We start from the raw sequence: 24745 nt of genomic DNA on the forward strand, positions 1-24745 counted from the left end.
GTTCGGACGAGGTTGCGGATCAGTCGGCGAGGTCGGCCGGAACCTTGCCGCCGTTTTCGGCGAGCTTCTTCATCAGGGCCTTGTGGAGCCAGACGTTCATTGTCGCGGAGTCGTTGGTATCGCCGGTATAGTGCAGTTCGGCGGCCAGTTCCTTGCGGGCGGTCAGGCTGGAATCGAGATCGAGCGCCTTCATCAGGTCGACGATCGACTTGCGCCAATCGAGCTTCTGGCCGCTCTTCTTGACGGCGGCGTCGAGTATGGGGGTGATGTCGACGGGACCCGACGAGGAAGGGGCCGACGGGGTTGCCGAAGGGATGGGCGTCGGATTGGACGCCGGGGCGGCCGACGCCGAAACCGGAGCGGCCGGTTTCAGAGGTTCGGCTGCCGGCGCTGCTTCATCCGCGCCCCAAATCGCATTCTTAATCTTGTCGAAAATACCCATTGTTGCAGTCTCCCTCGGGTTAAATCCGAATAGGAACCTAAGCTAGAACAATGATTTCTCAAGTAGCGGCCGCGGGTTATTCGACCCGCGGCCCTCGAATATCAGATTAGGCCGTGCCCCAGATGGCTTCGGCGGTCTGAACGACGAGTTCGAGCTTGCGCTTCTGGTCGTCCTCGGTGATCGAGTTGCCTTCTTCGGTCGAGGCGAAACCGCATTGCGGCGCGATGCCGAGCTGGTCGATATCGACGAACTTGGAGGCTTCGTCGAAGTGGCGACGGAGGCTGTCGAGGGTTTCGAGCTCACCGGTCTTGGTGGTGATGAAGCCCGGATAGACGCGCTGTTTCGAACCCTTCTGGAGCAGGCTCAGCGGCTGCAGGCCGCCGGACCGCTCGGTGTCGTATTCCATGAAGAACATGTCGACGCCGGTCTTGTTGAAGATCGCATCGGCCGCCGCATCGTAGCCGCCCTCGGCAGCCCAGGTGGAGCGGAAGTTGCCACGGCACATATGCATGCCGATCAGCATGTCCTTCGGACGATCCTTGATCGCTTCATGCATGGTCTCGGCATACTTCTGGATCAGCCAGTCCGGATCGTAACCTTCCTCGCGCTTCATGGCGCGCTGCTTCTCATCGCCGAGATAGGCGAAATAGATGTCGTCCATCTGCAGGTAGCGGCAGCCGGCTTCGTAGAACTTCTGCACGGCCTTGGCATAGGTGCGGGCGAGAGCAGCGAAGAGCGCTTCGGGGTCCTGGTATTCCGGATAGGTCACGTCGGCGCGGGCGGTGCGGTAGTGGGCGACGCTCGGGCCGGGGATGGAGATCTTCGGCGTCACCTTGGTGTTGGCGGCGAGGAACTTGAAGTGTTCCAGGTGCGGGTGATCGTCCGGGAAGTCGAGCTCGCCGTTGATGGTCGGGAAGGTCGGCGGCAGCTTGACGCCGTGGAAGGTGACGCCCTTGTGGGCTTCGCGGGTAACGAATTCCAGGCCGTCGAGCAGGCCCATGAAATCGTAGTGCCAGAAGTGGCGACGGGCTTCGCCGTCGGTCACGACCTTCAGGCCGACGCTTTCCTGCAGCTTGATGAGATCCTTGATGCCTTCGTCTTCGACGGCCTTCAGTTCGTCTGCGGAAATGCTCTTGTCTTCGTAGAACTTCTTGCGGGCTTCCTTGACGGAAGCGGGACGCAGCAGCGAACCGACGTGGTCGGCTCTGTAGGGAGGTGTAGACATTTGAAATCTCCTTCATGCGCAACACGGTGATCGCGCCCATTGCTGGACGGCCGGTTAAGAAACCGGCCTTCGCCGCGGCGGACACGACCATATTTCAGGCATTGATTCAACCTCTTCCCGATCCGATTCCGCTGTCGCGCGCAAGCCTTTGATGTGGAATCCCTTTTGTCTAGAGACCCAGCGCCGTCAGCATCACGAAGGTGGCGAAAAGAACGAAATGGGTCATGCCTTCAATGGCGTTGGTCTGGCCGTCGTTGAGGTTGATCGCGGCGACGACAAGGGTGATCGCGACCATGACCGTCTGCACCGGCGTCATCGCCATGACGAAGGGCTGGCCGCTGTAGAGCGCGATACTTTCCATCACAGGCACGGTGAGGATGACGGTGGAGAGCGAAGCGCCCATGGCGATGTTGACGACGGACTGCATGCGGTTGCGCAGTGCCGCGCGCAGTGCGGTCAGGATTTCGGGCGCTGCGGAAATCGCCGCAACCACGACAGCCATCAATGTCAGCGGTGCGCCGCTGCCCTCCAGCCCGGCATTCATGAAGGTGGACATGAATTCGGCGAGGAAACCGATGATCAGGACGCCGACAAGGATGATGCAGATCGAGATTACAGCGGATTCGTGCCCGGCTTCCTCTTTCGGCGTCTGGCCGCCGGCGGCCCCCGTGGCGCGCGGGTAGGTGTAGCTGAAGAAGTAGCTGTGCGGACCGACCTGCATCTTTAGGAAGACCGCATAAAGCGCGATCATCGCGCAGATCGTGAAGGCGGAATAATAGTGCCAGCGGTCGCCGGGGATGAATTCCGGGACGATCATGGAAATGCCCATGGCCGTCAGGATCATCACGCTGTAGGTGCGGCTGGAATCGTCGTTATAGGGCTGCTCGCCATGGCGCAGGCCGCCGAGCAGGGCGGCGAGGCCCAGGATGCCGTTGATGTCCAGCATGACGGCCGCGTAGATCGTGTCGCGTACCAGGGTGGGCGAACTGGTATTACCCATCATGATGGCGAGGATCAGTACCTCGACCGCCACCGCCGACAGCGTCAGGATCATCGTGCCGTAGGGGTCGCCAACCTTGTGGGCGAGCACTTCCGCATGATGGGCGACACGGGTCGAGGCGAGGATGATGATGCCGATCAGGACGACGGCGGCGATCAGCGAAGCCGTTCTGCCGGCCTCGAGTACAGAATGTTCGAGGGAATAGGCGACGAAGCCTGCAGCAAGCGCGACGATGAAAAATCTTTCCTGCTTCGGCAGGGACAACAGACCCACGTTCCACTCCTGACCTTACCCTCGGCGCTTATCTAAGGCGGCAACCTGCGGCATCAAGCAAGGTTCCGTTTTCGCCTCGAGGATTTGCGGTCGGCGGCCTTTGATGCCATAATTTGTGGCATGATTTGCGATGTGACCTGGAACCTCGTGGCACCCTTCTCAATTTCTCACCCCGGTGCCGCGACAGGATAAGGATCCGAACGGATCGAGGCAGCCGTAAAAGACAGGAGGGAGTATGACCAAGGTTACCTATAAAGTCGTGCCGCATGACGGCGGCTGGGCCTATCGCCAGGGCGACGTCTATTCTGAGACTTTTCCCAGCCATTCCGACGCCTTGCAGGCGGCCCGCATCGTCGCGGCCGAGCAGCAGGTCGGCGGGGATGCGGAAGAGATCAGCTGGCAGGACGAAAAGGGCATCTGGCACACCGAATACAGCGAGGGTGGCGACCGGCCCGAGGCCGAGGTCATGGATGGCGACGAGGGATCGACCACCCACTAGATGCGGTGGCGCCAAGACATTGATCTAACACGACCGCGGTTCAAGCGCGCTCGTGTAGCATCCTGGCTGCGATCGATGCTTCTCCATTCATTTCATCCATAGGTCCGAAACGGCCAGGCGCCGTTTCCGCTTGTCCCGACGCATGGTTGGCCAAGTTTCTTTCCGGAAATGGAGGAAGTGATCCTCTTGCTTGCCGATCCCGGTGTGTATGGAGGTGATCCGGCCGATGCTTTCATGTGGTCGTGCCGTCTCTACCGGGCCGGATCGACTGCGTCGGCAATTCACTCTTCTTTAAATTGCGGTTGTTAACATTAGGACGTTCTTATCGAAAGGTAAGTCTGGCGACGTAGCCCAGTCAATTCAAAGGAGATTGCGTGTGCAGACCGCAAGTTAGGACGTCGCTGATCCTTATCAACGTTTTGTTTGCAGCTATTTTCTTGCTGTTTGCGGTTTTCTCCATTCAAAGCGTGCAGCAGGTCAACGAAAATACTGCGGCGATTGCCAGGAACTGGCTGCCGAGTGTTTCCGTAACCCGCAATATGCTCTTCGAACTCGCGCGCACGAAATTTGCATATGCCAACCACATCATGTCGATCAGCGACGAAGCAATCGCTGCGGCGGAAAAGCAGATCACCGCCCAACAGTCTCGGCAGAAAAATGCCATCGAAGCCTATCGTCCGCTCATTTCCTCCCCTCGGGAGGCGGAACTGCTCAGCGAGATCGAGAAGCTTGCTGCCAACTACGACAAAGCTGCGCAGCCAATGCTCGAAAAGTCGCGCAAGAATGAAAACGACGACGCCAAGGCTATCTTCTACAAAGACATGGAACCAATTGTCGAAAAGGCGGAGAAGGCAGCCACCGAGCTCCTGGACATCAACGTCAAGGGCTCCGAGCTATCCTATGAAAGCAGCCAGTCGACGTATTCGGTAATTTTCTGGACTACTTCGATCTTGGCGACACTGGTTCTCGCGATCGTTGCAGGCACCATTTCTTATGTCGTGGTTGAGATTGCACGCCCGATCAGAAAAATCACGAATTCCATGACGGTACTGGCTGCCGGGGATACGGATTCGGATATTCCCCATTCGGGGCGCGCCGACGAGATCGGCGCCATGGCCGGTGCCGTAGAGGTCTTTCGGCAGACCGCCCTGGCAAAAATCGCGGCTGACGAGGAAAGGGAAGCAACTCGGGCAGCATCGGAAGCCGAGCGGCTGGGCCGTGAGCATGCGGATCGGGCTCGGGCCGCGGCCATGATGCAGGCGACCAAGGGATTGGCGACGGGGCTGGGCCAATTGGCGCAAGGCGATCTCACGGTTCAGATCAGCGAAACGTTCGATCGTGATTTCGAGGGGCTGCGCCGGGATTTCAACGGCGCAGCCACTCAACTGTGCCAGACTTTCGCCAAAGTATCAGGGGTTGCCGTCGGTATCGACAGCGGCTCGAGTGAGATCGCCCACAGCGCAAACGATCTTGCAAGACGCACCGAGCAGCAGGCCGCCGCCCTTGAGCAGACAGCGGCGGCCCTCGACGAAATTACGGCGAATGTCGCCTCCGCCTCCAAGCGCGCCGAGGAGGCGCGGAGCGTCGCCGTTGACGCCAATGCCGGTGCCGCGACATCCGGCGAAATCGTCAACCAAGCCGTTCAGGCCATGAGCCGGATCGAGCAGTCATCCGACCAGATCTCCAGCATTATCGGGGTGATCGACGAGATTGCCTTCCAAACCAATTTGCTCGCTCTCAACGCCGGCGTAGAGGCTGCGCGCGCGGGGGAGGCAGGCAAGGGATTTGCCGTTGTGGCACAGGAAGTCCGAGAGCTGGCACAACGCTCCGCCCAGGCCGCCAAGGAAATCAAAGCCCTTATTCAGACGTCAACTGGCGATGTGGCGCGCGGTGTCGAGCTCGTCTCAAAGACTGGCGAAGCGTTGAAGAAGATCGGCGGCCTGATTGTCTCGATGAACCAACACGTCGATGCGATTGCCATGTCCGCTCGCGAACAGTCGCTGGGATTGGCCGAAATCAATACCGCCGTTAACAGCCTGGACCATACAACGCAGCAGAACGCGGCGATGGTCGAAGAGACAAGTGCGGCGTCCGCATCTCTTGCGAACGAGAGCACTACGCTGCGGCAGCTCCTCAGTCAGTTCAGGATCGGTACCGAAACCCTGAATGAACCCCGTGCTCTTCGCAAGGCTGGGTGACGCCCCGCCTTTGTCGCTTTGGCATCATCGGGCGCATCTCAGGCTGACATTTGCGCGCTCGGGCAAAAAAAGGGGCCGCTGACCGGGCGCGACCCCTTCTCAATCAGATCAGGCGACCGCTTCGAGCGCCGGATAGTCGGTATAACCCTTGGCGCCGCCGCCGTAGAAGGTGGACTTGTCTGCCTCGTTGAGTGGCGCATTGTCCTTGAGACGCTGGACGAGATCCGGGTTGGCGAGGAAGAGCTTGCCGAAGGCGACCGCATCGGCATAGCCGCTTTCGACGGCCTTCAAGGCGCTTTCGCGGTCATAACCGTTGTTGACGAGCCAGCCGCCCTTTCCGCCGGCCTTTCGGTAGATATTCTTCAGTTCCTGATAGTCGAAGGGCTTTTCGCCCTGGAAGAAGGCACGGTCGCCGCCGGTCGCGCCTTCGATCAAGTGGACGAAGGAGAGGCCGCGCGGTCCGAGCTGCTCGACCACATGGTTGAAGACGGCCTGCGGATCGGGATCGCTGACGCCATTGGCCGGTGTCACCGGCGACAGGCGGATGCCGACACGGCCGGCGCCGATTTCCCTGGTCACTGCATCGACGACTTCCACTAGGAACCGTGCTCGGTTCTCGATCGAGCCGCCGTATTCGTCCGTGCGCTGGTTGGCGCCCGACTTCAGGAACTGGTCGATCAGGTAGCCGTTGGCGCCGTGGATTTCGATGCCGTCGAACCCAGCGTCGATCGCTGCGCGGGCTCCCTTGGCGAAATCACTGACGATTCCTGCGATTTCCGAATGTTCGAGCGCGCGGGGAGCGGACGTATCGACGAAGGCGCCGCTGCCATCCGGGTTGGTGATATAGGTCTTGCCGCCGGCCGGAATGGCCGAGGGAGCAACCGGAGCGCCGCCGTTCGGCTGCAGCGAGACGTGCGAGACGCGGCCCACATGCCAGATCTGGGTGACGATCTTGCCACCCTTGCGGTGGACGGCATCCGTCACCTTCTTCCAGCCTTCGATCGCCTGCGGCAGATAAAGGCCCGGTACATCCGCATAACCCTGGCCCTGGTGGCTGACCGGCGTGCCTTCGGTGATAATCAGCCCGGCGGTGGCGCGCTGTTCGTAATAGGTGACGTTGAGGTCGTTGGGGATCGCCTTCGGCGAGCGGTTGCGCGTCAGGGGAGCCATGACGACGCGGTTCGAAAGTTCGATATCGCCGAACCTTGCCGGATCAAAAATGCTAGCCATTGGAAATTCCTTATGCTGTTGGGAGGAGAGGTGGGGATCAGAGCGTCGATCTGAGATCGTCGAGGAAGGCCGCGATGGTTTTTTCGTCGCGGTGGTAGAATGCCCATTGGCCGACCCGGTCGATTTTCACCAGGCGGGCTTTCTCGAGCGTCGAAAGATGCGCCGAGACGGTGGATTGGGAGAGGCCGCAGCGTTTTTCGAACTGGCCGGCGCAGATGCCCATTTCGAGCGGATGCGCCTGATCGCAAAAATGACGTTCCGGTTCCTTCATCCATTCCAGGAATTCGACCCGGACCGGATGCGCCAGCGCTTTCAGAATTTCCGTCTTGTCCATGGTCAGGATCCAATATCGGAGTTTCTCGATATATAGATCGCCGGAAGACGATTTAAAGGGAGCGGTTAGCGGAGAAACGGGAGATTGTAAAAAAAATGGGCCGCCGGATCACTCCGAGGCCCAATAATTGTGAAGGTCAAAACCTCCAGAGGGGAACAGCCGGCACAGACGACAGGGACGTCGCCGAAGCGCGCCGACTAAACTGAATATGGGGAGGCAAGTTTCGCTCGACAAGGGTATGGCTGAGATATTGAACAGAAGTTTTGACGCGGGTTGCGACGGTGGAAACCGGTGAACGAGCCACGGCTGGATTCGGGGCAAAAAAAGAGGGCCACTGGATCGCTCCAGGGCCCTATAAGTGTGAAGGTCAAAAAAACCTCCAGAGGGGAACAGCTGCTGCGGCGGAACTGGGAGGAAAAGCCGCCATGTGCATCAGCTGTGTGCGATATGGTGGTTTTTTGTGCAGCGAACAATACTCTTTTGTGCAGGACAGCCATGCGTGAGGTGCATCGCTTTGATTTGATGCGCTCAGTGGTTACATATCAGGCGGCCGCAGAACCCAGGAAATCATGGGGTTGCAGGGGTCTTTCGGGCATATCTAGTTCGGATCGCCGCTGGTCAGAAGCTCCAGTTGCGGGCCTTGCCGACCACGAAATCGCGAAAGACTTTTAGCTTCGCGGCGTTCTTCATTTCATCCGGATAGCAGAAATAGGTGTCGAAGGACGGGATGTCGGCATTGATCGCCAGCTGAATCAGTCCCGGATCGCGGCCGACGATATAATCCGGCAGGCAGGCGATTCCGATTCCGAGCAGGCAGGCGCGCTTGATCGAGGTCTGACTGTTGATCTGCAGATGCGGCGTGCGGGTATTGTCCGATGACCGGCCGGCATATTCCAGCCAGTTGACGTCGAGCAGGTAGTTCGGCGCCGGTTCCCCGAACGAGATGATGCGGTGGTTGTCGAGATCCTCGACCGACTGCGGTTCGCCATAGCGGTTGATGTAGGAGGGGGCCGCATAGACGTGCATGTGGACGGTGAAGAGCTTGCGCTGGATGAGGTCGGACTGGACCGGCTGGCGCAGGCGGATGGCGCAGTCCGCATGGCGCATGTTGACGTCCACCTCCTCGTTGTCGAGGATCAATTGGATCGACATTTCCGGATAGAGCTGCAGGAATTCCTGCACCTTGTCGGTCAGCCAGCCCTGGCCGAGGCCAACGGTCGTGGTGACGCGCAGCTTGCCCGACGGCTTTTCCGTCGTCTCGGTGAGCTGCATCTTCACGGTTTCGAGCTTCAGGAGCACGTCGTGGGCGGTGCGGTAGAGGAGCTCGCCCTGTTCGGTGAGAATCAGGCCGCGCGCGTGGCGATGGAAGAGTTTGACCCCAACATCCTGTTCCAGCGCACTGACCTGGCGGCTGATCGCCGACTGGGAAAGATGCAGCTTATCGGCCGCATGGGTGAAGGATCCCGCCTCCGCCGCCGCGTGGAAAATGCGCAGTTTGTCCCAGTCGAGCGGCACACCCATCGTTCAACGTCACTCCGCGGCTATGGCAACCGGCTGAATGCCGGAGAGGTAACGTTCGGCCTCGAGCGCTGCCATGCAGCCCATGCCGGCGGCGGTGATCGCCTGGCGGAAAGTGTCGTCAGTCACGTCGCCGGCGGCAAAAACGCCGGGCACGTCGGTGGCGGTCGAATCGGGAGCCGTCCAGAGATAGCCGTTCGGCTTCATCTTCAGTTTACCCTGGAAGAGTTCGGTCGCCGGCGCATGGCCGATCGCCACGAAGACGCCATGGATCGGGAAGTCGGTAACCGCACCCGTTTGTGTATTGCGTAGCCTGACGCCCTCGACGGACGGCGGCATCGGCGCCTTGGCCGGCTTGCCGGTGATTTCGGCGATTTCGGTGTTCCACAGCACGTTGACATTGGGCCGCTGGAAAAGGCGTTCCTGCAGAATTTTTTCCGAGCGGAACGAGTCGCGGCGATGCACCACGGTCACCGATTTGGCGATATTCGACAGGTAGAGCGCTTCCTCGACCGCGGAATTGCCGCCGCCGACCACGATCACGTCCTTGTTGCGATAGAAGAAGCCGTCGCAGGTGGCGCAGGCGGAGACGCCAAAGCCCTGGAACTGCTGCTCGGTTTCGATGCCGAGCCATTTTGCCTTGGCGCCGGTCGAGATGATGATCGTCTCGGCGGTCCAGACCGCTCCCGAATCGGTGCGCACCGTGAAGGGGCGATGGTTGAGCTCGACTTCGGTGACGAGGTCGTTGACGATCTCGGCGCCCACATGGGTCGCCTGTTTCAGCATCTGCTCCATCAGCCAGGGACCCTGGATCGGATCGCCGAAACCCGGATAGTTTTCGACATCCGTGGTGATCATCAGCTGGCCGCCCTGTTCCATGCCGGCGATCAGGACCGGTTTCAGCATGGCGCGCGCCGCATAGATGGCGGCCGTATAACCGGCCGGGCCGGAGCCGATGATCAGGACCTCGGTATGACGGGAGGACATGGAGTAATTTCCTTTCAAAGACCGGTCGACGTTTCGTTGCCCCTCATATAGGTGGTCGATGTCCGGTCTGCCGCTTTAGAAGCGCCATGTAAGATTGATCCATGCAGCAATGCAAGGGCAGCCTTGCACTAACAACAGATCAGTTGGCATGGAACCCTTGCCAGGGGGCTCGACGACATATTCTTGCTTAAAATTCCTCTTGCGATAAAAGCACTGCAGAATGAAGGGGACCTCTGTGCTTCGCGCCGATCTTGATGCCATCGACCTAAAAATCCTGCGGGAATTGCAACGTGACGGGCGCATGACCAATGTCGAGCTCGCCGAGCGGGTCGGCATTTCGGCGCCGCCCTGTCTGCGCCGCGTGCGCAAGCTCGAAGAGGCCGGCATCATCGAAGGCTATCACGCGCTGCTCAACGCCCCGAAACTCGGCGTCGATCTCGTCGCTTTCTGCATGGTCGGGCTGAAGCGCCAGTCGGATGCGGATCTCAAGGCCTTCGGGGCGAAGGTGCAGCAATGGCCGATGGTGCGGGAAGCCTGGATGGTCAACGGCGACAGCGATTTCCTGCTGCGCTGCGCGGCCCAGAACCTCACCGTCTTCCAGGACTTCGTCATCGAGGTGCTGACGGCCGACCAGCATGTCGATACGGTGCGTACCATGCTGACCATCCGCCAGGTCAAGCAGCTGGGTCTGGTGGAGATCTGAAGCGCGCCGGCGCCGACGCGCGTTTCGTCACTTGCTCCCGGCAGGCCGAAACCGCTTTTTGTGGATGAAGGCGATCAGCTTGTCTTCCATCAGGCGCCGCTGCTTGGCGAACGCATAGAACCATTTCCGCTTGTTGGTCTTTCTGGCCCGGCCGGAGCTCGCCAGGATTTCGCTTGCCGCATCCGTGGTGGTGACGGGCGAGGGCCAGAAGGAATAACCGTGGCCGGTGCGGGTCAGCCAGTGGCGGAAATAATTGTCGACCGGGGCGAACATCTTGCGGTGCTCCGCGAGGAACAGCCGGGCACCTTCGCGAGACCAGACGATGGCGCTGGTCGTCATCGGAAAGTAATGGGCTGCTACCAGTTCGCAGTCGTGGCCGCCGATGCCGTAGCGGGTGAGCGGCGTTGCGATCTTCAGCTTGTTGTTGCCGATGTTGATCAGTCGCCAGTCGGGATCGACCTTTTCGAGATCGGGGAGCGCCGCGTCGAGCAGTTCGACCGGATTGCAGAGCGGCAGCGCGTCGTCTTCCAGCACCAGCGCATAACGGGCGTCGGATTTCAGGAAATGTTCGGCGACCTTCAGGTGGCTGCGGTAGCAGCCGATTTCGCCGCCGACGAGGGTACGGCCCATATAATTCTGGGCGCGCTCGGCGTCGTAGTCCGGGATCGTCGCGAGGTCGAACTTGCGGCCGTCGACCGCGGAAATCCGCTCGAAGGCGATGCCGAAGGCCGAAAGACGGTCGCTGATGGTCTGCAGGCGGTCATTGCTGCCATCCAGATTGATGACATATGTCTGAAGCGATTGCATTTTACCCTTTTCCGGCAAGGAGGCGTAGCGGCTTTTCGTCCGCCAAGACCGCTTCCGTCGCCGGTAGACTTGTGATGGTGCGTCGACGTGGTCGAAGCTGTTTGAGCTTTGCTATATCGTGGCTCGGCCTTTTTGGGAACAAGCGGGCGTTTCTTCCCGAGAGCCTCGCCCGAACCGGTGCGGAAGCGTCACGGCAGTCGCATCCTGCCCGGCTCCCAACATTTCAGCGACAACCATTCCCGTACCCCTTGCGCAGGTTTTTCAACCGTAACATATAGGCGGCGCTGCCTATGGATGCTGGTTTCCGGTATGAAGCGGCGGAAAACAGACAGGCGAGGCGACATCGATGCGGGTTCACCAGTATATTTTCGGCAAGGACGGCGGGGCGGAGAAGTTCTTCGTGCATCTGGTCGGCGCGCTTGCACGGCGCGGCGTTGAGCAGACGGCCGTGATGCGCTGGAACCGCCGCTGGAAGCCGGATGTCGAGGCTCATGCCAAGGTGATCGAGAGCAATTTCCGCAACCTGTCGATCGATCGTATCCTTCTGCCGATGAAGGTGCTCTCCATGGCAAAGCGGGACAAGGCCGACGCGATCATTTCCTGGTCCACCCGCGGTGCCCGCCTGATGCCGGACTATAAGGGCGGTATCAAGCTCTCCCGTCTCGGCGACTACCCCACCCATCTCGGCTATTTCAAGAATTCCGACATTCTCGTCTGCAACACGCCGGGCATTGCCGACCATGTGCGCAACAATCTCGGCTGGACCCGCGGCGTCGAGGTGATCTCGAACTTCACCGATACGTCGGTCGTGGCGCCCGTCTCGCGCTCGGTTGCCAACACGCCGGAAGGCGTGCCGCTGATCATGACGATGGGCCGTTTCGTCAAGCGCAAGCGTTTCCACCTGCTGATCGAGGCGATGGCGGCGGTGCCGGACGCCTATCTGTGGATCGCCGGCGACGGCGAGGAACGGGAAGCGCTGGAGGCGGTCATGCGCGAGCACAAGATGGAGAACCGGGTACGGTTCCTCGGCTGGCACAAGGATACACGCCCCTATCTTGCGGCCGCAGACATCTTTATCATGCCGTCCAGCCACGAGCCGCTCGGCAACGTGATTTTCGAGGCCTGGGCGCAGAGCAAGCCGGTGATTTCCTCGCGGTCGGAAGGGCCTTCGTGGTTCATGCAGCACGGCGAAAACGGGCTGCTTGTCGATATCGATGACGTCGCCGGTTACACGCGCGCCATCAACCAGGTGATCGCAGATCGTCAGCTGGCGGCGAGCCTTGGCGAAAAGGGCAGGGCGACGCTGGTCGGGCAGTTTTCGGAAGAGGCGATCGCCAACGCCTATATCGAGCTGTTCAAGCGGAAGCCGTGATCCGGTAGATATTGCCGAGCAGCTTTGCTTCGCCTTCGATGCTGAAATTTTCGAGCGCATGGGCGCGAGCATGGGCTGCCGCTTTCGATCGCCGGGGCTCGTCGTCCATGAAGACGACGGCCGCCTCGGCCATCGCATCGACGCTGTCGCGGGCGATGATCAGGCCGGTTTCCTCTTCGCCCGTCACCAGGAGTTCCGGGAAGGCGCCGACATCGGTGGCGATCACCGGGACCGCGGTCGCCATGGCTTCCAGCGGCGTCAGCCCGAAACCTTCCCAGCGCTGCGGCGCGATGAAGAGGTCGAGGGCGCGATACCAGTCGTTGATATCGGTGTGCTCGCCGACGAACAGGATGCGGTCGGCAAGGCCGGCGGCGGCGACCTTCTTCTTCAATCCATCCTCGAAATCCACATGCGGGCCGGTGGCGCGGCCGGCGACGATCGCCGACCAGTCCTTGCGCTCGGCAAGCACCTTGATCATCGAATCGACGAAAAGGTCGGTGCCCTTCTGGCGCCGCACGCGGCCGAAACAGCCGACGATCTTCTGTGCCGGATCGAGGCCTTTGGCGCGCTTGGCCTCTGCCTTGTCCGATGGCGGCGAGAAGCGGTTCGTGTCGATGCCGTGCAGCACGACGGTGTTCTTGACCGTTAAATAATCCGCAGTCTTGCCGCTCGTGGCGATGACGCCGTCCATCTTCGAGACCAGCCATTTGGTCCAGCCGGTATGGCGGCGCTGGGAGGCCGAGGTGAAGACGATCTTCATCGGCATGCGCAGCACGTCGCGCATGAAAATCGCCGGCAGCATCTCGATATTGCGGCGCGCGTGCCAGATCCGGCACCGCTTGCCGCGCGGCGGCGACCAGAGGCGGAAGAGGTCGCGGTAACGGATATGCGGCAGATCGGCGGGCAGGCCGGGGCCAAGCGCCGCGACCTTCTGGCCAAGCGATCTCTGGACGGGAACGAGCTGGATGATGGTCGACGTGACGCCGGAGAGCCGCCGCTTGAAATTCGGCGCGATCACTTCGACGTCACGGATATCGATGATGGCGGGGTCGCCTTGTTTGCCCACGGGCGTATCAGCCCCAGGAAATGGCGAGGATTTCGTAGGCCTTGGAGCCGCCGGGGGCGACCACTTCGATGGAATCGCCCTTTTCCTTGCCGATCATCGCACGCGCGATCGGCGAGGAGATGGAGATGCGGCCTGCCTTCACGTCGGCTTCCTGGTCGCCGACGATCTGGTAGATCTTTTCCTCGTCGGTGTCCTCGTCGATGAGCTTCACGGTGGCGCCGAACTTGATCTTCGAGCCGGACATCTTCGATAGGTCGATGACTTCCGCACGCGCGGTCAGGTCTTCCAGCTCGGTGATGCGGCCTTCGTTATGGCTCTGGGCCTCCTTGGCGGCATGGTATTCGGCATTTTCCGAAAGGTCGCCATGGGCGCGCGCTTCCGCGATTGCCTCGATGATACGGGGACGCTCCTCCTGCTGACGCCAGCGCAGCTCCTCTTGCAGCTTGGAAAAACCACTCTGCGTCATCGGTACCTTTTCAACCATTTCCTTGTCCTTCAGGCGCATGCCCGCGGATACCGCGGACACAAAAAGAAACAGGTTCCGGAGCGAAACTTCGGAACCATCGTAAAATCAGAATGTAGGTCACTATAACAGAATTTCGACAGCGAACGCTAGGAATTTCGAAACCTTGTCCGTGTGCCCCTCCTTCACCATGAGATTGCAAGCGGCACCGTTTGTCAATGACTTGACTGGCTGAAAAAGAACATTTAGTGAACATCCTAATGAAGAAGTCGCTGAAAGAACGCCTGGCGATCCTTTCGGATGCCGCCAAATACGATGCATCCTGTGCCTCCAGCGGAACCGTGAAGCGGGACTCGTCCGCGACAGGCGGGCTCGGCTCGACGGAGGGTTCGGGCATCTGCCATGCCTATGCGCCGGACGGGCGCTGCATATCGCTCCTGAAGATCCTTCTCACCAATTTCTGCATCTACGACTGCGCCTATTGCATCAACCGGTCGTCCAGCAATGTGGAGCGAGCCCGCTTCACGCCGGAGGAGGTGATCTGGCTGACGCTGGAATTCTACCGCCGAAATTATATCGAAGGCCTGTTCCTTTCTTCCGGCATCATCCGCTCCTCCGACCACACGATGGAGGAGATGGTGCGGATCGCCAGGGAGCTCAGGACAACCCATAATTTCCGCGGCTACATCCACCTGAAGAGCATTCCGGAAGCATCCGCGCATCTGATCGAGGAGGCGGGGCTTTATGCCGACCGGCTGTCGATCAATATCGAGTTGCCGACCGACAGCGGCATCAGCCGTTTCGCGCCGGAAAAGCGGCCGGAGAACATCCGCCGGTCGATGGGCAAGCTGCGGCTGAAGATCGAGGAAATGGCCGATCCGACGCTGCAGACGAAACGGAAGAAGACGTTCGCGCCGGCCGGGCAGAGCACGCAGATGATCGTCGGTGCCGACGGCGCCAGCGACGCGACGATACTCGGTACCAGCGCCCGGCTCTATGGCAGCTACGGGCTGAAACGGGTCTATTATTCCGCCTTCAGCCCGATCCCGGATTCGTCGAAGACCCTGCCGCTGATCAAGCCACCTTTGATGCGCGAGCACCGGCTCTACCAGGCGGACTGGCTCTACCGGTTCTACGGTTTCGAGATCGGTGAAATCACCGCGACTCAGGCGGGCGGCATGCTCGACCTCGATCTCGACCCGAAGCTCGCCTGGGCGCTCGGCCATCGCGAACGGTTCCCGGTGGACGTCAACCGGGCGGAGAAGGAGATGCTGCTTCGGGTGCCGGGTTTCGGCACCAAGACGGTCAAAGGCATCCTGTCGTCGCGGCGGTTCGGGCGGCTGAGGCTCGACGATCTGAAGCGGCTCGGCGTATCGCTCAGGAAGGTGCAGCCGTTCATCATGGCGGAGGGCTGGACGCCGCACCGGCTGGTCGACCGGACGGATTTGAGGGCGATGTTCGAGCCGAAGCCTGAGCAGTTGTCGCTGTTATGAGGTACCGTTTTTCGCTGCGGGGCAGGGGCGATCTCACCGAGTGGCGCGATGCCGCCCGCGCCTTCCTGATGGCCGGCATCGTGCCCGAATATATCGAATGGCGGACGATGGACGATGCCGACGGGCTGTTCGGTTTCGACGAGAACCACCTGCCGCCGCCGCATCCGGACTGCGAGCCGATGACGGTGCAGCCTGCCTTCATCCGGCTGGCGCAGGCGGTGCTCTGCCATTCCGACCCGACCCGGTTCGCGCTGCTCTACCGCATGCTGTTCCGGATGATGCATGGCGGGGTGGTGCATGGCCGGCATCTGCTGCGGATGGCGACCGACCCGGACGTGGTTGCCGCCAGCCGCATGGCGAAATCGGTCGGCCGCGACTATCACAAGATGACCGCTTTCGTGCGTTTCAAGGAGTTGCCGCTGCCCGAGGGCGTGCCTGGGCGGCGGCGCTTCATCTCCTGGTTCGAGCCGGATCACTTCATCATCGCCCGGGTGGCGCCTTTCTTCCAGCGGCGCTTCACCGACATGGATTGGTTGATCCTGACGCCAAAGGGTTCGGCCTCCTGGGACGGCGAGACGCTGCGCACGACGGATGAGCCGGCGGAGAAGCCTGATCTGCGTGACGAGACCGACGAGCTGTGGCGCACCTATTACGCCTCGATCTTCAACCCGGCGCGGTTGAAGGTGAAGATGATGACCACGGAGATGCCGAAGAAATACTGGAGGAACCTGCCGGAAGCGGAGCTTATTCCGGGGCTGATCGCCAATGCCGAGGCCAATGTCATCGAGATGGCGCGCAAGGCGGCGAGCGAACCCTTGCCCTTTCATCACCGGATACAGGAGGCGGCGGCCAGGGCGCCGGCGGAGCCGGTGCCCATCGCGGGCACGCTTGCGGCGTTGAAGCAGGAGGCGCGGCATTGCACGCGCTGCGACATCCATTGCCTGGCGACCCAGACGGTGTTCGGCGACGGTCCACCGGACGCGAAGGTGATGTTCGTCGGCGAGCAGCCGGGCGACCAGGAGGACCTGGCGGGAAAGCCGTTTGTCGGACCGGCGGGCAAACTGTTCAATGACGTGATCGGCGAGGCCGGCATCGAACGTCGGTCGCTCTATATCACCAATGCGGTGAAGCACTTCAAATACGAGCCGCGCGGCAAGCGTCGTATCCACCAGAAACCGAACATGGGCGAGGTGCGGCAATGCCGCTGGTGGCTGACCCAGGAACTGGAACTGGTGAGGCCGAAACTGGCTGTGGCGATGGGCGCGACGGCGCTCTTCGCGTTGACCGACATGCGGCAGAAGCTGGAGGATGTCAGGGGCGAGCCGATTGCCATGGAGGAAGGGCGCACGCTTTTCGTGACCGTGCATCCATCCTATCTCCTGCGCATTCCCGACGAGGGGAGAAAGGCGGAGGAGCTTGCCCGGTTCAGGGAGGACATGAACCGGATCAAGCGCTTGGCGGCATGAACGGAGAGAATGATTCAGGCTGCTTAAGGGACGAAAGTGGGGGTGCTCGGAAGGTTGGGCGGGGTGTAGGCGCCGGCGTCCAATCGGGTTTTGACCGACTCGTGAAGCTTCGCTCCGTCCGGAATGAAGCGCCGGTCTTCGAGCGGCAGATAGATTCCGCTGCGATCCCCACGCTTGCGCCAAGAGCTTTCGGGAACGCGCCGCGGAATGTATTCGAGGATTTTCCAGCCCTTCGACATGGAGTTGTGGAGATCGGCTTTCGGATCCAGGGGCACATATTTATTGGCGTTCTTGCCGAGAACGATATTGTTGATCGTGCGGGTCACATAGAAGAGGCCGGTCGGGCCGGTTTCGCGGATCATCCAGTCGAGCGGGATCTTGATCTGGCCGCTCTGCGCCTCAGGATAACCGCCGCCGATATCGCCGTGCACGCCGGCAAACCACACTTCCTTGAAATCCTGTTTTACGACGGTTTTCGGCTTGAACGGGCCGCCCCAATAATCCTGATCCGCCATCCACAGCTCCGGCTGGAACATGGTGCGCCGCTCGTCGATCGCCACCGCGTGGCGCACGCATTCGACGCTCGGGTTCTTGCGGGTAAAGGGATGAGTCTTCAATTGCGGTCGCCATTTGCCCGATTCGATGACCGAAGCCACGGTATCGAAAAGGCCGAGGAGCGCGATCGGCGGACGGTCGTTGCGGAGCATTCGCTCATAGAGGCGCATGCTGGCGAATGCCGAAGATGCTTCCTCGTCCCCGACCGCATCTTCCTTGCGCTGTTCCTGCTCGGGAATGCCCTTGTAGGTCTTGTAGGCGTAGTCCAGCAGGTTCAGATGATATTTCGTGGTCAGGCCGAAGGCGTGGATGAAGCCGGCAAGCACGCGGGCCGAATAGGCACCGCGGCTGAATCCGAAGATATAGATGCGGTCCCGGTCCGAATGCCGGCCATCCACATTTTTGGAGCCGCGATCATAGTTTTCGACGAGGAAACGATAGGCTTCCTTGACGTTCTCGTCCAAACCCCAGCCGGTGGCGAGCCCCCAGACTTCGAAGGCCTTGCGATAGAATCTCGACCAGGAATTTGCTGCCCCGAAGGTGCCGACGCCGGGATCGTAGTAGACGATCTGCTTCTCGGATCGCTCCAGCGTTCCGAACAGTCTGAGGACATTCGTGCGGTCGGCGGATATTTCATTCGACGCACCGTCGAACAGAATGACGATATTCCTCGACATGGTTTCCCCCGGATGATCCCTATCGAAGAGTATCATCACCCTGTCATGTTTACAATTCTAAGTAGCTGTATCAATCTTGGCATTCGCCGTTTTGCGGGAGGCAGGCATTGCCGATTTCAGATTCGCGACCTTCAATCTCTATCATTTCGCCGAGCCGGGCATTTTCTGGCACGAGCGGGATCCCAAATCGACCTACACACCGGAGCAATGGCAGGCCAAGCAGGCCTGGATCGCCGGCATGCTGGCGCAGATGAATGCCGATGTGGTCGGGTTCCAGGAAGTGGTTTCGTCCGAAGCGCTCAAGGCGCTCGTCGCCGCCGCCGGTTATCCGCATTTCTCCAATGCCGGCGCGCCGATTTTCGATGACCAGGATCCGGCGATCTATGTGAACGCCACCGTTTCGATCGCCTCGCGTCATCCGTTCGCGCAGGTCGGCGACCTGATCGGCGTTGCCGATATCGACGTCGATACGGTCGTCGATCCTGGTTTCAGGTTTTCGCGGACGCCGGTCGCGGCGCGCATCGACCTTCCGGGGATCGGCGGGATGGACATCTATGTCTGCCACCTGAAATCACAGGGCGCATTCGTCGATCCCCGCGACGTCGATCCGATCACGGACTGGGCTGCGAAGATCAAAACCTATTATTCGCTGCGCAATGCCGCCGGCGTGGACCAGGTCGCCAAGCGTGCGGCCGAAGCGGGCGTTGTCTATCGGCTCTTCCGCCGCGCCATCGATCGCGACAACGATGCGCCGGTCCTGCTGCTGGGCGATCTCAACGAGGGGCCGGATTCGCACACGATCGGCATTCTGACCCAGGGCGAGCGGGTGTTTTCCTGGGGGAGCATCCCGGGCAACGGTATTCCGCCGGAATTCGCCTTTCTCAAACATGTCTACAAGCTCTACGACACGTGGCCCCTCGTGCCGACCCAGCTTCAGGGCCGGCCGATCACCCACAGCAGTTCGGGCCATGGCTCGATCCTCGACTACGCGATCGTCTCCAACGGGCTTAATCCGAACAACCCGCGCCGGCGCGGCACGGTGACCAAGGTGGAGATTTTCGACGACCATTTCCGCGACGGGCCGCCGAAGGGCATTGCCTCCGACCACGCGCCGGTCATCGTCACCGTTGTGGGACGCGATGCTTAAAGGCAGGGGAGCCTCTCCCTTCGAGCGCATCGCCTCGTCTTCGAGTTTGCGGGCGCCGTTCCGGTGGATGTCCCGGACATGAAGACCGGAGCGGAAGGGATGGCGGCCGAAGGTTCTCCCTCGGCCGCATGGATCAGTGTCAGGCGAAATAGCTCTGCAGCGGGCGGACTTCGAGGTTGCCGGCCTTGAGCGCCTTGATCGCCATGGCGGCGGCTTCGGCGCCGGCCATGGTGGTGTAGTAGGGCACCTTCTGCATCAGCGTCGCGCGGCGGAGCGATTTGCTATCCGAGATCGCCTTGTTGCTGTCGGTCGTGTTGATGACCAGCTGGACCTGCCGGTTGCGGATCGCGTCCTCGATATGCGGGCGGCCTTCCAGCACCTTGTTGATGCGGGTTGCGGAAATGCCCTGTTCGGCGAGGAAGCGGGCGGTGCCGCCGGTCGCCAGAACCTTGAAGCCGATATCGGTGAGGATGCGGATTGCCGGAAGCACGCGGATCTTGTCCTCATCGCGTACGGATACGAAGACCGTGCCGTCACGCGGCAGTTCGACATTGGCGCCGAGCTGCGACTTGGCGAAGGCCAGCGCGAAATCCGTGTCGAGGCCGATGACTTCGCCGGTAGAGCGCATTTCCGGGCCGAGCAGGATGTCGACGCCGGGGAAGCGGGCGAACGGGAAGACGGCTTCCTTGACGGCGATGTGCTTCAGGTTGCGCGGATCGGGCTTGGTGCCGTAGGCGGCAAAGGTCGCGTCGAGCTTTTCGCCGGCCATGACGCGGGCGGCAATCTTGGCGATCGGCGCGCCGATGGTTTTTGCCACGAAAGGCACGGTGCGCGAGGCGCGCGGATTGACTTCGAGAACGTAGACCGTGCCGTCCTTGATGGCGAACTGGACGTTCATCAGGCCGACGACATGCAGGCCCTTGGCCATCGCCTTCGCCTGGCGTTCCAGTTCGTCGATCATCTCGTTGGAAAGCGTGCGCGGCGGCAGCGAGCAGGCGCTGTCGCCCGAATGGATGCCGGCTTCCTCGATATGTTCCATGATGCCGGCGACATAGACGTCGGTGCCATCGCAGACACAGTCCACGTCGACTTCGATCGCGTTGCTGAGGTAGCTGTCGAACAGAAGCGGGTTCTTGCCGAGCAGGGTGTTGATCTGGCCGGTCTTGTCGTTCGGGTAACGCTGCTTGATGTCTTCCGGCACCAGGCCCGGCACGGTGTCGAGCAGGTAGGTCTGCAGCATCGATTCCGAATGGATGATCTGCATGGCGCGGCCGCCGAGCACGTAGGACGGGCGCACGACGAGCGGGAAGCCGATTTCGGACGCGACGAGGCGGGCCTGCTCGACGGAATAGGCGATGCCGTTGTTAGGCTGGTTGAGGTCCAGCTTCATCAGCAGCTTCTGGAAACGGTCGCGGTCTTCGGCAAGGTCGATCATGTCGGGCGCGGTGCCGAGGATCGGGATGCCGTTCTTTTCGAGCGCTTCGGCGAGTTTCAGCGGGGTTTGGCCGCCGAACTGGACGATGACGCCGACCACTTCGCCCTTTTCCTGCTCGGCGCGCAGGATTTCGATCACGTCTTCGGCCGTCAGTGGCTCGAAATAGAGCCGGTCCGAGGTGTCGTAGTCGGTCGAGACGGTTTCCGGGTTGCAGTTGATCATGATCGCTTCATAGCCGGCATCCTTCAGTGCGAAGGCGGCGTGACAGCAGCAATAGTCGAACTCGATGCCCTGGCCGATGCGGTTCGGACCGCCGCCGAGAATGACGACCTTCTTGGCGGTCGACACTTCGGCTTCCGAGCGCAGTTCGCCGACGAAAGGCGTCTCGTAGGTCGAGTACATGTAGGCGGTCGGCGAGGCAAATTCGGCAGCGCAGGTGTCGATGCGCTTGAAGACCGGGCGGACATTCAGGCTGTTGCGCAGTTCCGCCACTTCCTTCGGCCGTTTTTTGGTAAGGCTTGCGAGGCGGGCATCGGAGAAGCCCATCGCCTTCAGCATGCGCAGGTTCTCGGCGTCGCCCGGCAGGCCGTGCTCGCGGATGCGGGCTTCCATGTCGGTGATCGCCTTCAACTGGGCGATGAACCACGGGTCGATCTTGCAGGCCTCGTGGACTTCACCTTCGGTGAGGCCGAGGCGTAGCGCCTGGGCGACCATGCGCAGCCGGTCCGGGGTCGGCGTGCCGATTGCCGCGCGGATGGCGTTCTTGGAGTTTTCACCGTCCTCCAGGCCGGGAATCTCGATCTCGTCGAGGCCGGTCAGGCCGGTTTCGAGGCCGCGCAGCGCCTTCTGCAGCGATTCCGCGAATGTGCGGCCGATCGCCATGACTTCGCCGACCGATTTCATCGCGGTGGTCAGGACCGGCGAGGCGCCCGGGAACTTCTCGAAGGCGAAACGGGGGATCTTGGTGACGACATAGTCGATCGACGGTTCGAACGAGGCGGGCGTCGCGCCGCCGGTGATGTCGTTGTCGAGTTCGTCGAGCGTGTAGCCGATCGCGAGCTTGGCGGCGACCTTGGCGATCGGGAAGCCGGTGGCCTTGGAAGCGAGTGCCGACGAGCGCGAGACGCGCGGGTTCATTTCGATGACGACGAGGCGGCCGTCCTTCGGGTTGACGGCGAACTGCACGTTCGAGCCGCCGGTCTCGACGCCGATCTCGCGCAGGACCGCGATCGAGGCGTTGCGCATCATCTGGTATTCCTTGTCGGTCAGCGTCAGCGCCGGCGCAACGGTGATCGAGTCGCCCGTGTGGACGCCCATCGGATCGATGTTCTCGATCGAGCAGATGATGATGCAGTTGTCCGCCTTGTCGCGGATCACCTCCATCTCGTATTCCTTCCAGCCGAGCACCGACTCCTCGATCAGCACTTCGGTGGTCGGCGAGGCATCGAGCCCGCCGCCGACGATCTCGAAGAATTCCGAGCGATTGTAGGCAATGCCGCCGCCGGTGCCGCCCATGGTGAAGGAGGGGCGGATGATGGCGGGCAGGCCGACCACGTCGATCGCCTGGGCGGCGATCGCCATGGCGTGGCTGATGTAGCGCTGCTTGCGGTCGGTCTCGCCGAGATTCCACTGGTTTTCGAGCGCGTCGAGCGCCTTGTCGAGTTCAGCACCCGTCAGGCTTTCCTTGACCCGGTTGCGCTCGATCTCATGGGTCTTGCGGTCGGCATCCTTGATGTCGGTGGCGTTGGCCAGCATCGATTTCGGGGTTTCAAGCCCGATGCGGGACATCGCCTCGCGGAACAGGGCGCGGTCTTCGGCCATGTCGATGGCGGCGGGCTTGGCGCCGATCATCTCGACATTGTAGCGGTCGAGCACGCCCATGCGCTTCAGGGAGAGGGCGGTGTTCAGCGCCGTCTGGCCGCCCATGGTCGGCAGAAGCGCGTCGGGGCGCTCCTTGGCGATGATCTTCGCGACGACTTCCGGGGTAATCGGCTCGACATAGGTGGCATCCGCCAGGCCCGGATCGGTCATGATCGTCGCGGGGTTGGAATTGACCAGGATGACCCGGTAACCTTCTTCCTTCAGTGCCTTGCAGGCCTGGGTGCCGGAATAGTCGAACTCGCATGCCTGGCCGATGACGATCGGACCCGCGCCGATGATGAGGATCGATTTCAAGTCTTGGCGCTTGGGCATGGGGTATCTTTCCGCTTTTTTCCTGCGCGGAAAACCGACGCGGTGTGGAATACCACCGGTCGGGTCGCGCGCGCATGTCTTTTCAGGCTAGACGCGGCTTATAGGCAAATGTTCTGGGGAACGGAACCCCGAATCTCGCCAAATCGACAGGAAAAGCGTTCGGCGTGGCTTCCCGACGAAGCCGGCTTTTCGACGGGTTCACCGCTGGCGTTCCCGTGGTACTGTCCGTCGTAGCGATCACGACCGAGCTGGAAGCTCGTCGAAACGCGCGCGCACCGCATCGGCATAGGTCCGGCTCACCGGGATTTCCGTGCCGTCCTTCATGACAAGCACAAGCCTGCCGCCATCACGTTTCAACCTTTCGACATGGGCATCCGCCACCCAGTGGGAGCGGTGCACCTGCAGGCCGGGCGTGGCCCCAAGTTCCTTCAGGGCGTCGGCGAAACGCAGGAGGATCAGTTCGTGGCCGCGGCTGGTGACCACATCGGTATAATGATCCTCGACCGAAAGCCGCAGGATTGCCCCGCGGTTCTGGGGTTTCAGCCGGGTGAGGATTTCGGGTTCAGATGCGGCAGGCGCAAGGGCTGATGCGGGTGGTAGGGCAGACGCGGAAACCTCGGCGATCTGCCGGTGCATGGCCATGTAGGTCAGAAGACAGAAGAGGGCGCAAAGTGGCAGCGCGAACAGCGCCCGGTGAAAACCGTTGCCCATGTTGGTCCAGTGGCCGAAGAACGCGAAATCGATCGCGCCGAGCGCGAAGCCGATCGGCAGGGCTGCGACCAGTGAACCGATCGTCATGCGGGCGAGCGTGTGGTTGAGATGCCGGCGTAACAAAATCTCCGCCATCAGCGCAAAACAGATGGCGATCGACCAGGTGACGGCGTGCACGATCAGCCAGTATCCCAGCCGGATGCCGAGCGTCATCCGCTCGAAAGTGCCGTAGGGGCCGGTGACGACGAAAAGCAGGACGACCAGCGCAAAGGTCGTCCAGAAGCGCCAGGAGCGGGTGAAGAGCTGCAATTCACGAAGCGTGGAGCTCAAAAACGGTTGATTCACGAAGTTAATCCGTTGTCTGCGCCATTCTGGTTGAGGGTGAGCCAGTCATGGCGGAAACAGGCGATCAATTCAATCGCCTCCAGTCTCTCGATGATTTCGACAGGTATTCCCCATGAACCTTCAACCGCTCCTCGATGCCCCGCTTGCCGTCCAGATTCATGTCGCCGCCGTGCTGCCGGCCTCCGTGCTCGGCGCCTATATTCTGCTCAACCGCAAGGGCACTCCGGTACACCGCCTGCTCGGCAAAATCTGGATGGCGCTGATGGTGATTACCTCGCTCTCCAGCTTCTTCATCCACGAGATCAATCTCTTCTACGGTTTCAGCCCGATCCATCTCCTGTCGATCTCCGTGCTCGTCGGGGCGTGGCGGGCGATCAGTTCGGCGCGCGCCCACAATATCCGTGCGCACAAGGCGGCGGTCATCGGCATGTATTTCGGCGGTATCGGGATCGCCGGCCTGTTCACGCTGATCCCGGGGCGGATCATGAACGCGGTCGTCTTTTCCGGCGGCCCAAGCTGGATATTGCTTCTGACACTGGCCGGTATCGCTGGAGCGCTTGTTCTTCAGCAGAGGCTGTCGACACGCCGGTTCTGAAATTGTGCATC

The 24745-nt window shown here is 61.2% G+C and carries 22 protein-coding genes; 9 read left to right on the forward strand and 13 right to left on the reverse strand.

Features of this window, described 5'->3' with window-relative positions; translation table 11 throughout:
- Positions 1 to 19 precede the first annotated feature (19 nt).
- Both ACZ9EJ_RS05010 and ACZ9EJ_RS05015 read right to left on the reverse strand, forming a co-directional pair.
- Entirely contained in the window at positions 20 to 442 is a 423-nt protein-coding gene (locus ACZ9EJ_RS05010; protein WP_046639024.1) for a DUF3597 domain-containing protein, read from the reverse strand.
- A 106-nt stretch (positions 443 to 548) separates the two neighbouring features.
- Positions 549 to 1667, reverse strand: coding sequence for a 5-methyltetrahydropteroyltriglutamate--homocysteine S-methyltransferase (locus ACZ9EJ_RS05015; RefSeq protein ID WP_046631058.1), 1119 nt, complete (start codon positions 1665 to 1667; stop codon positions 549 to 551).
- Between the two features lie 14 nt (positions 1668 to 1681).
- On the opposite strand from ACZ9EJ_RS05015, the gene ACZ9EJ_RS05020 reads away from it, so the two are divergent.
- Positions 1682 to 1819 (forward strand): hypothetical protein, encoded by a 138-nt coding sequence (locus tag ACZ9EJ_RS05020; protein WP_251089931.1) that lies wholly within the window; start codon positions 1682 to 1684, stop codon positions 1817 to 1819.
- A gap of 17 nt (positions 1820 to 1836) precedes the next feature.
- On the opposite strand, the gene ACZ9EJ_RS05025 is transcribed toward ACZ9EJ_RS05020, so the two are convergent.
- Positions 1837 to 2934: a calcium:cation antiporter gene (locus ACZ9EJ_RS05025; RefSeq protein ID WP_285229888.1), complete on the reverse strand. Its 1098-nt coding sequence runs from the start codon at positions 2932 to 2934 to the stop codon at positions 1837 to 1839.
- A 241-nt stretch (positions 2935 to 3175) separates the two neighbouring features.
- Between ACZ9EJ_RS05025 and ACZ9EJ_RS05030 the strand changes: the two genes are divergently transcribed.
- Both ACZ9EJ_RS05030 and ACZ9EJ_RS05035 read left to right on the forward strand, forming a co-directional pair.
- The gene (locus ACZ9EJ_RS05030) at positions 3176 to 3439 is read left to right on the forward strand and encodes a DUF2188 domain-containing protein (RefSeq protein ID WP_037076254.1); all 264 of its coding nucleotides are present in this window, start codon (positions 3176 to 3178) and stop codon (positions 3437 to 3439) included.
- Positions 3440 to 3813: 374 nt separating this feature from the next.
- Positions 3814 to 5637, forward strand: a complete 1824-nt coding sequence (locus ACZ9EJ_RS05035) for a HAMP domain-containing methyl-accepting chemotaxis protein (RefSeq protein ID WP_046631054.1) — start codon at positions 3814 to 3816, stop codon at positions 5635 to 5637.
- A gap of 108 nt (positions 5638 to 5745) precedes the next feature.
- Here ACZ9EJ_RS05035 and ACZ9EJ_RS05040 read toward each other — a convergent pair whose 3' ends face one another.
- The 4 genes from ACZ9EJ_RS05040 to trxB all read right to left on the reverse strand — a co-directional run bounded on the left by ACZ9EJ_RS05040 (position 5746) and on the right by trxB (position 9706).
- Positions 5746 to 6867: an alkene reductase gene (locus ACZ9EJ_RS05040; RefSeq protein ID WP_046631051.1), complete on the reverse strand. Its 1122-nt coding sequence runs from the start codon at positions 6865 to 6867 to the stop codon at positions 5746 to 5748.
- A 37-nt stretch (positions 6868 to 6904) separates the two neighbouring features.
- Positions 6905 to 7201, reverse strand: coding sequence for an ArsR/SmtB family transcription factor (locus ACZ9EJ_RS05045; RefSeq protein WP_046631049.1), 297 nt, complete (start codon positions 7199 to 7201; stop codon positions 6905 to 6907).
- Positions 7202 to 7819: 618 nt separating this feature from the next.
- A complete protein-coding gene (locus ACZ9EJ_RS05050) occupies positions 7820 to 8716 on the reverse strand; it encodes a LysR family transcriptional regulator VtlR (RefSeq protein ID WP_046631464.1) in 897 nt (298 codons plus the stop codon).
- Positions 8717 to 8731: 15 nt separating this feature from the next.
- The gene (gene trxB / locus ACZ9EJ_RS05055; RefSeq protein WP_046631047.1) at positions 8732 to 9706 is read right to left on the reverse strand and encodes a thioredoxin-disulfide reductase; all 975 of its coding nucleotides are present in this window, start codon (positions 9704 to 9706) and stop codon (positions 8732 to 8734) included.
- Between the two features lie 220 nt (positions 9707 to 9926).
- Here trxB and ACZ9EJ_RS05060 point away from each other — a divergent pair, with 220 nt between their 5' ends.
- Positions 9927 to 10409 (forward strand): Lrp/AsnC family transcriptional regulator, encoded by a 483-nt coding sequence (locus ACZ9EJ_RS05060; protein WP_285229884.1) that lies wholly within the window; start codon positions 9927 to 9929, stop codon positions 10407 to 10409.
- A gap of 27 nt (positions 10410 to 10436) precedes the next feature.
- Here ACZ9EJ_RS05060 and ACZ9EJ_RS05065 read toward each other — a convergent pair whose 3' ends face one another.
- A complete protein-coding gene (locus ACZ9EJ_RS05065) occupies positions 10437 to 11216 on the reverse strand; it encodes a glycosyltransferase family 25 protein (RefSeq protein WP_046639025.1) in 780 nt (259 codons plus the stop codon).
- 346 nt (positions 11217 to 11562) lie between these two features.
- Between ACZ9EJ_RS05065 and ACZ9EJ_RS05070 the strand changes: the two genes are divergently transcribed.
- Positions 11563 to 12588 (forward strand): glycosyltransferase, encoded by a 1026-nt coding sequence (locus ACZ9EJ_RS05070; protein WP_046631042.1) that lies wholly within the window; start codon positions 11563 to 11565, stop codon positions 12586 to 12588.
- Here ACZ9EJ_RS05070 and ACZ9EJ_RS05075 read toward each other — a convergent pair.
- A complete protein-coding gene (locus ACZ9EJ_RS05075) occupies positions 12572 to 13630 on the reverse strand; it encodes a glycosyltransferase family 4 protein (RefSeq protein WP_046639304.1) in 1059 nt (352 codons plus the stop codon). The two genes, ACZ9EJ_RS05070 and ACZ9EJ_RS05075, sit on opposite strands and share 17 nt — an antisense overlap.
- Before the next feature lie 31 nt (positions 13631 to 13661).
- Complete coding sequence (greA, locus tag ACZ9EJ_RS05080; RefSeq protein WP_024164099.1) at positions 13662 to 14138, reverse strand: transcription elongation factor GreA; 477 nt, start codon at positions 14136 to 14138, stop codon at positions 13662 to 13664.
- Positions 14139 to 14377: 239 nt separating this feature from the next.
- Between greA and ACZ9EJ_RS05085 the strand changes: the two genes are divergently transcribed.
- Positions 14378 to 15610 (forward strand): putative DNA modification/repair radical SAM protein, encoded by a 1233-nt coding sequence (locus ACZ9EJ_RS05085; protein ID WP_046639026.1) that lies wholly within the window; start codon positions 14378 to 14380, stop codon positions 15608 to 15610.
- Entirely contained in the window at positions 15607 to 17076 is a 1470-nt protein-coding gene (locus ACZ9EJ_RS05090; RefSeq protein ID WP_046639027.1) for a UdgX family uracil-DNA binding protein, read from the forward strand. The genes ACZ9EJ_RS05085 and ACZ9EJ_RS05090 overlap by 4 nt, the downstream gene beginning before the upstream one ends.
- Positions 17077 to 17099: 23 nt before the next feature.
- Here ACZ9EJ_RS05090 and ACZ9EJ_RS05095 read toward each other — a convergent pair whose 3' ends face one another.
- Positions 17100 to 18308 (reverse strand): T6SS phospholipase effector Tle1-like catalytic domain-containing protein, encoded by a 1209-nt coding sequence (locus ACZ9EJ_RS05095; protein ID WP_046639028.1) that lies wholly within the window; start codon positions 18306 to 18308, stop codon positions 17100 to 17102.
- A gap of 76 nt (positions 18309 to 18384) precedes the next feature.
- Between ACZ9EJ_RS05095 and ACZ9EJ_RS05100 the strand changes: the two genes are divergently transcribed.
- Positions 18385 to 19455 (forward strand): endonuclease/exonuclease/phosphatase family protein, encoded by a 1071-nt coding sequence (locus tag ACZ9EJ_RS05100; RefSeq protein ID WP_255743006.1) that lies wholly within the window; start codon positions 18385 to 18387, stop codon positions 19453 to 19455.
- Positions 19456 to 19594: 139 nt separating this feature from the next.
- Here ACZ9EJ_RS05100 and carB read toward each other — a convergent pair whose 3' ends face one another.
- Together carB and ACZ9EJ_RS05110 are read right to left on the reverse strand one after the other, a co-directional pair.
- On the reverse strand, positions 19595 to 23083 hold the full coding sequence (gene carB / locus ACZ9EJ_RS05105; RefSeq protein WP_046639029.1) for a carbamoyl-phosphate synthase large subunit: 3489 nt from the start codon (positions 23081 to 23083) through the stop codon (positions 19595 to 19597).
- A 237-nt stretch (positions 23084 to 23320) separates the two neighbouring features.
- Complete coding sequence (locus ACZ9EJ_RS05110; RefSeq protein WP_046639030.1) at positions 23321 to 24139, reverse strand: LytTR family DNA-binding domain-containing protein; 819 nt, start codon at positions 24137 to 24139, stop codon at positions 23321 to 23323.
- 112 nt (positions 24140 to 24251) lie between these two features.
- Here ACZ9EJ_RS05110 and ACZ9EJ_RS05115 point away from each other — a divergent pair, with 112 nt between their 5' ends.
- Positions 24252 to 24734 (forward strand): DUF2306 domain-containing protein, encoded by a 483-nt coding sequence (locus tag ACZ9EJ_RS05115; RefSeq protein WP_046639031.1) that lies wholly within the window; start codon positions 24252 to 24254, stop codon positions 24732 to 24734.
- The last annotated feature ends 11 nt before the right edge of the window (positions 24735 to 24745 follow it).

This window comes from Neorhizobium sp. USDA 3394, assembly GCF_056280385.1.